Below are 6,400 nucleotides of genomic sequence, written 5' to 3' on the forward strand. Positions count from 1 at the left end.
CCGGGTTGTATGCTCCGGTGATCATTTCGCCGGCGGATCACTGGCAGAACATCCGCTTCCCGGGCACATCCAGCTCCGCCTTCAGCACGGTGCCGGAACTCGATTCCGTAATGAAGAGCGTGCGGTTTCCCTCGCCACCGTAGGCAACGTTGGTCGTGTGGTCTCCCACCGCCGACGTGATGCGGTGCACCGGCTCGCCCCGCGCGTCGACCACCCAGACCGAGCCCATGCCGGTATGCGCGATGGCCAGACGGCCCTGCTCGTCCAGCGCGAGGCCGTCGGGTCCCGTGCCGCCAGAAAGCTGCACGAAGGTCCCGACCTTGCTTACCGTGCCATCGCGCATGAACGGCACCCTCCACACGGCGTTCGCACGCGTGACCGCAAGGAAGAGGACGGATTCATCCAGGTTCATCACCAGCCCATTTGGGCTGKGGATGCGCTCCAGCACGCATTCAAGCCGCCCTTGCCGGCTGTACCGGAACAAGCGCCCACTCGGGTCTTGATAGCCCGACAGGCCCTGGTCAGTGAAGTAAAGGTCGCCGTTGGCCGCGAAGAACAAGTCGTTGACTGCCCTGAAGCGCTCGGCATAGTGTCGCTCCAGCAGTGGACTCACGACCCTCGTCTCGAGGTCGAGCACCATGATGCCGTGTTTGTAGTCGGCGATATAGGCAAGTCCGTCCCGGCCCAGCGCCAGCCCGTTGGGCCAGCCGTCGTACTGCACGATGGTCTCGCATTCGGCAGAAGGCGAGAAGCGGACGATGCGCCCATTCGGCGCGTCCACGCAGTACAGGTTGCCATCGTTGTCGAAGCTCGGGCCTTCCAGCAAAGACCGGGTTGGAATGCCGTGCGGCTGGCTACCTTCCCAGGCTGCGGCCATTCCAGGGCTGGACGGTGCCTCGGGAAGACGCGCGAACGGTGTAGCCTCGGTTATCGGGGGGGGAGCAAAGAACATCACGTTTCTCCTACATGCTATCCATGGAACACGCGTGCTCCCGCCTCACGGCCGGCCCGCGCATCCGCGCACCGCGCCTCACCGATGCGCCTGCGCGTGGCAACTTGCGATACCAGCGCCCCGACCAGCAGCAACACCCCGGCCGCGGCGAAGGCATAGTTGTACGAATCGGTTGCGGCAACCAGGTAGCCGGTCACGATGGGCGCCAGGATACCGAACACGTTTCCGCCGGCGATGGCGATGCTGTTGGCTTTGCCGGCATCCGCAGCATGGTCGAGCAGGTCGTTGGCAAGTGCCATGTTCAGCGAGATCGCCGTCGCGATGCCGGTCAGGGACACGGCCAGCAGCAGTACGATGACCCAGATATTGCTCACGAACGGTGCCGCAAGAATAACGGAAGAGCACAGCAACATGGCGCCGATCATGGGCCTGCGCTTCCCGGTCTCAGCCTCGCCAGGCCTGAGGAGCTTATCGCTGATGCGGCCCAGCAGCATGCCAAACAATACTGCGCAAGCGTACGGCAATGCGGTATAGATGGCGGCGTCCTTGATGTTCATGCCCTTGGTTGCCTGCAAGTAGCTGGGAAGCCACGTCAKGAACAGGTACTGGGTGTACACCGCGCAACCCTGCGTCACGGCGATGCCCCACATGCTCGTGGACCTCAGCAGGCCCTTCAGGCCGACGCCCGGGTCTGGCGTCGCTGCCATCGCCGGGGCCGCCGCGGTAGTAGTGGCCTGCGGCGCGGAATTGCGGAACCAGATCATCCACGGCACAAGCCAGACGAGCCCGATGGCGCCTGCCAGCATGAATGCGACGCGCCAACTGACGACGGATACCAGCCAGCCGATGAAGAGCGCGCCAACTGCCGGACCGGCGTACGCGCCGCTATTGAAGATGGTGGTGGCGAAGCCCCGGTTCTGCGTGGGCACCTGTTCGCGGATGAACTTGTTGGCGCACGGATAGCTGGTCGCTTCACCCGCGCCCATGACCAGACGCGTGGCGAAGAGCGCATGGAAGCTTCCCACAAGCCCGGTGAGCACGGTGGCAATCGACCAGACGCCCATGCCCCCCACGCAGACRCCTTTCGCCCCATACTTGTCAGCGAGGATGCCGGCCGGTATCAGGCAGAGCAGGTAGGTCCAGAGGAATGACGAGAAAAGATAGCCCATCTCGACCGGGCTCAACTGGAACTCGGCCGCGATCGGCCTGGCGGCGACAGAGAGCGCCACACGGTCCAGGTAGTTGATCAAGGCCATGGTGAACAGCAGCAGATACACCGCCACCAGGCTTCGAGAGGTTGAGGATTTCACGATGTCTCCGGTTCTTGTCTTCCGCCGTGGTCCAGGCCGGCGGTGTGCTCCCATCGAACGCCAGCGCGTGTTTCCCGGGAGGCAGGCGCCCGGGATGCAGGGCGCCTGTGCGGAACTGCAATCGCGCTAGCCGTTGTGCTCCGCGGCGATGGGGCGGGTCTCGCCGGTCTCCACAAGGGTGCGGCTCGCGTCCGTCGAGCCATAGATCCACAGGATCTTCATGGGCGCCGTCGCCGACGCATTGCGGAAGCGATGCGGCACGTTCGGGGGAATGAAGGTGGCATCGCCCTTCTTGACGGGGATCGATTGCCCATCGATGTCGAAGATGGCCTCGCCGTCGATCAGCACAACGCTTTCCTCGGCATTGTGATGATGAAAGGGAATCTCGGCGCCCCCGCCGAACTCGGTATAGCCAGTGATGAAGGCCGTGGCGCCCGCGCCCTTCCCTACCAGTGGTGTCGTGCGGGCGCCGCCGCCGCGGTCATGTGTCTTGATGGCGTCGGACTGCAGCAGCACGGCATTGGATTCAGTCTTGATCATGGCATAGCCTCGAAAATGAAGAAAAAGTTCAGTGGGCAGGGCCGACCCACACCGTCTTGATGTTGGTGAACTCGCGGATGCCGAACTCACCGAGCTCGCGGCCGTAGCCGGATTGCTTGACGCCACCGAAGGGCAATCGCGGATCGGAGGCAACCAGGCCGTTGACGAATACCGCGCCCGCCTCGATGCGCCGGGCCAGCGCGTGGGCCCGCTCCAGATCGCCGGTCCACAGCGCCGCGCCCAGGCCAAACTCGGTGGCATTCGCCACCGCAATTGCTTCGTCAACGCTGCCGACCCGGATGACGGCCGCGGCAGGTCCGAACGTTTCCTCCACTGCCGCGGCCATGCCCGGTGTGACCCGGTCCAGAATGGTGGGCGCGTAGAAGAAGCCTGGCCCGTCGATCGGATGGCCGCCCAGCGCGACCACCGCGCCCGCGCTGACAGTGCGCTCCACCTGTGAATGCAGATCGCTGCGCAGATTGGCTCTGGCCAGGGGGCCCACGGTTGTGCTGCGGTCCATCGGGTCACCGACCGCCAGCAAGCGCGTGCCGGCGCAGAAGGCGGCAACGAAGCGGTCCGCGACGGCGTCTTCCACGATGAAGCGCTTGGCAGAAATGCAGCTCTGGCCCGTGTTCGAGAAACGCGCCTTCACGGCCATCCTGGCGGCGGCCTCCACGTCCGCGTCGGCCAGCACGATGAACGGGTCGGAGCCGCCGAGTTCCAGGACCTGCTTCTTCATCAGGCTACCGGCCTGGGCAGCGACCAGCTTGCCAACGGCCGTCGAGCCGGTAAGCGTCACCGCCGCGACGCGTGGGTCAGCCAGGACGCCGGCCACCTCCGACGCGTCGATCATCAAGGTGGAGACCAGGCCGTCATGCGCGCCCGCCTCCCGAAAGACCTCCGCCAGCGCGAGCGCGCATTGCGGCACGTTGTTGGCATGCTTGAGCAAGGCCGCGTTTCCCGCGGCGAGTGCKGGGGCGGCAAAGCGAATGAACTGCCAGAACGGGTAATTCCAGGGCATCACCGCCAGGACCACGCCCAGCGGGTCGAACACCACGCGGCTGTCCGCCGCATTGCTGGGAATCTGGACATCGGCCAGGAAGCCTGCCGCGGATTCGGCGTAGAAGTCGCAAGTCATCGCCGACTTGTCAATTTCAGCCTCGGCTTCCGCGAGCGGCTTGCCCATCTCGGCGGTGATCATGGCCGCATACTGCGCCCGATTGCGGCGAAGCACCGCGGCCACTTCCGCCAGAAGCGCGCATCGCTCGCGCACCGACCGCGTGCGCCACGCCTGTTGGGCCTGCGCCGCGCCTTGCAGCTTGCGCTCGACATCTTCCGGGCGATCKAGCAGGTAGCGGCCGAGTTCCGCACCCGTGGAGGGATTKACTGAAACGATCATTGGTATATTGGTAGCAGGTTGTTCGGCGAACGTAGCCTCGCCTTGGCATGGCTGCGTTCGCGCAAGGATCAGATGGGTTCGCTGGACAGCACCTTGCGCCGGATCAGTTCTTCAAGCGTGCCGGCGTCCTTTTCCAGTCTCGCCTTGAATACCTCGGGCGTGCTGTTCACGACGTCGAACMCGTTCTGGGCGAAACGCTTGGCGAGTTCCGGGTTGCGCATCACTTCCGAGGTGGCCGCCACGATCTTGTTCCGCGTCTCCGCCGGCAGKCCGCTGGGGGCGACCAGGCCGACCCACGTGGGATACTCCAGCCCCGGGATGGACTCGCTMATCGTGGGGATACCCGGCAACAGGGCAGACCGCTTGGACGAGCCCACGGCGATGGCGCGGACCTTGCCCGACTGGATATGCGGGAGCAGCACCGATACGCCGGCGAAGGCGAAATCGATATGTCCTCCCAGCAGGTCTGTGATCATCGGGGCCGCGCCCTTGTAGGGAACGTGAGTCGTCTTGAGCCKGCGCGCCAACGCCATCTGCGCGCTGTTCACGTGCCCTGCGGATGCCAGCCCCGAGGTGCCGTAGGTCGTGCCCGGATGGGCTTTCAGGTACGAGATCAACTCTTCCAGGTTCTTCACGGGGAGATCGCCCCGGGTGACMAGGATCTGCGGCGTCGTCACCAGCAGGTTGAGGTAGTCAAACGACTTGAAGGTGTMGTACCGCAGGCCTTTCATGATCTGGTAGTTGGCGGCTTGCGTATCGAGCGCCAGCATCAGCGTATAGCCATCGGGCTTGGCTCGGGCGGTCTCCGCCGCGCCGATGGATCCACCRGCCCCCGGCTTGTTCTCGATCACGATGGGTTGCCCGAGCTTCTCGCCGAGCGCCACGCTGATGATGCGCGCGGTCTGGTCGACAGCGCCGCCGGCCGCGAACGGCACGATCAGCCGAATCGGCTGGTGCGGGTACGCCTGCGCAGAAGCCAGTGCACTGGCGCAGGCGCATACAGCGAATGCCGCGGCCTTGAACAGCCGCCGGTAGGGGGATGCCATCTTTGTCTCCTGTCTTTTTGGTCTGGTCTGTCCTGCGTCCGCAAGCGCCTTTGCCCGGCCGGACGTCGATGCMTGGATCAGGGCGTGCTGGCGATCAGGCCGCCGTCGATGACGATCTCGGTGCCCGTGACGTAGCGGCTCTCATCGGCCGCCAGGAAGAGGGCGGCATGGGCCGTGTCCCAGGCATCGCCCATGTGTTTCATCGGGATCTGGTTGTTTCGGCGGGCGAGGAAGCCAGCCGGATCGCCCTGTGCGTACTTCTGGACCAGGTTGTCTAGCAGCGGCGTTTGCATCAGGCCGGGCACCACGCAGTTCAGGCGGATACCCTCCGCAGCGTGAATCACGGCTGTCGTCTTMGTGAACTGGATCAGCGCAGCCTTGGCCGCGGCGTAGGCGACCTGGGGCTTGCCCACGTAGCGCAGGCCGGCAACCGAAGACACGTTGATGACTGAGCCGGCGCCTTGCTTGCGCATGACGGGCAGCACATGCTTGCATGCGAGGAACGCACCCTTCAGGTTCACCTCGATCTGCGCATCCCAGACGGCTTCCGTCATGTCTACCGGACCGCCAGGCTGCGACAAGCCGACGTTGTTGACCAGGATGTCGATGCGCCCGTGCAGCTCAAGGCAGGCGTTMACCGCGCGCTCCACGTCTTCGGCCCTGGTGGAATCGCAGCGCACCACCGTTGCCCGGTTTCCTTCTTCCTCGATGCGCTTGCGCGTGTCTTCCGCGTTCTCCAGGTTCAGGTCGGTGCCAAAGAACGCGGCACCCTGGCGGGCMATGAGAACCGCCATGGTCCTGCCATTGCCCCAGCCTTGTGCCACGGAGCCACATCCCATGATCAGGGCAACCTTGTTTGTCAGTTTCAACATTCCACTTATCTCCTTGTACGGGCCTTGGGCGGCAACACCGCCGACGTTGGGGCGAATCGTAAGCAGCGGCKATTGATAAGTGAAATTCTTTATTTCTATCCAATGATAGAATGAAGGAATGAATTGCCGGCACTAGTACAACATCCCGTAAATAGCTTGAATAAATAATCGCCTCGGATATCATGGCGGGATGAGTCGAGGCCGCCATGCAACGCCAGTGAAGTTGGCGAAGAAAGAAAGACAGGAACTGTTATCGCTGATCGAGCGCAAGACGGCGCCGC

6 protein-coding genes are annotated in these 6,400 nt (G+C 64.1%); all 6 read right to left on the minus strand.

The window, feature by feature from the left end:
* Nucleotides 1–37 precede the first annotated feature (37 nt).
* Nucleotides 38–952, minus strand: coding sequence for an SMP-30/gluconolactonase/LRE family protein (locus AC1DKV_RS33660; RefSeq protein ID WP_477139042.1), 915 nt, complete (start codon nt 950–952; stop codon nt 38–40).
* A 17-nt stretch (nt 953–969) separates the two neighbouring features.
* A complete protein-coding gene (locus AC1DKV_RS33665; RefSeq protein ID WP_477139043.1) occupies nt 970–2,235 on the minus strand; it encodes an MFS transporter in 1,266 nt (421 codons plus the stop codon).
* Between the two features lie 153 nt (nt 2,236–2,388).
* The gene (locus AC1DKV_RS33670) at nt 2,389–2,802 is read right to left on the minus strand and encodes a cupin domain-containing protein (RefSeq protein ID WP_441623464.1); all 414 of its coding nucleotides are present in this window, start codon (nt 2,800–2,802) and stop codon (nt 2,389–2,391) included.
* A gap of 28 nt (nt 2,803–2,830) precedes the next feature.
* Nucleotides 2,831–4,201, minus strand: coding sequence for an NAD-dependent succinate-semialdehyde dehydrogenase (locus tag AC1DKV_RS33675; RefSeq protein ID WP_441623466.1), 1,371 nt, complete (start codon nt 4,199–4,201; stop codon nt 2,831–2,833).
* A 68-nt stretch (nt 4,202–4,269) separates the two neighbouring features.
* Complete coding sequence (locus tag AC1DKV_RS33680) at nt 4,270–5,247, minus strand: tripartite tricarboxylate transporter substrate binding protein (RefSeq protein WP_477139044.1); 978 nt, start codon at nt 5,245–5,247, stop codon at nt 4,270–4,272.
* 77 nt (nt 5,248–5,324) lie between these two features.
* Nucleotides 5,325–6,119, minus strand: coding sequence for an SDR family NAD(P)-dependent oxidoreductase (locus AC1DKV_RS33685; RefSeq protein ID WP_477139045.1), 795 nt, complete (start codon nt 6,117–6,119; stop codon nt 5,325–5,327).
* Nucleotides 6,120–6,400 lie beyond the last annotated feature (281 nt).

This window comes from Cupriavidus sp. 05T41, from assembly GCF_056396525.1.